Source organism: Lactobacillus sp. UMNPBX12 (assembly GCF_002553955.1).
GTDB classification, from domain to species: Bacteria; Bacillota; Bacilli; order Lactobacillales; family Lactobacillaceae; genus Lactobacillus; species Lactobacillus crispatus.
In genome coordinates this window covers 1-385 of record NZ_PCYY01000081.1, presented here as the reverse complement: position 1 = coordinate 385, position 385 = coordinate 1, and the positions used below count along the sequence as shown (strand labels likewise).

Below are 385 nucleotides of genomic sequence, written 5' to 3'. Positions count from 1 at the left end.
TTCCAGATCCATGTCTTGTTTTTTCACGTTTGATACATAGGGATTGCCTTTTACATAAAAGCGGCGTGGACTTAACCCATCTTTCCCCTTCAAATTAACTCCAATCCGCGCAGAAATAGCTATTTCTCCAGGAATTTTATAATTATGTAAATCAACCGTTAGTGGACTTGTTTCCATAGGCTGCCCATCTAAATCCCGTGAATGAATGCCGAGAGCTTGTACTAATTTACCGGGACCGTTAGTAATATTTACCCCTGACATGTGCCGATTTTCGATCATTTTATCGATGTTTAGCGCCGGTTCTATTCCGCGAAGTAAAATTCCTTGAGGTTCCTCTGCATCCTGAACCACAATATCAAAACAATAATGTCCACGGATTTGGTAT

General features: G+C 40.5%; 1 protein-coding gene. It reads right to left on the bottom strand.

Going from position 1 to position 385, the window contains the following annotated elements; all coding sequences use genetic code 11:
* Nucleotides 1-385 (bottom strand): DNA-3-methyladenine glycosylase (locus CP363_RS10575; protein ID WP_198995790.1); only part of this gene is annotated, 385 nt, incomplete at both ends.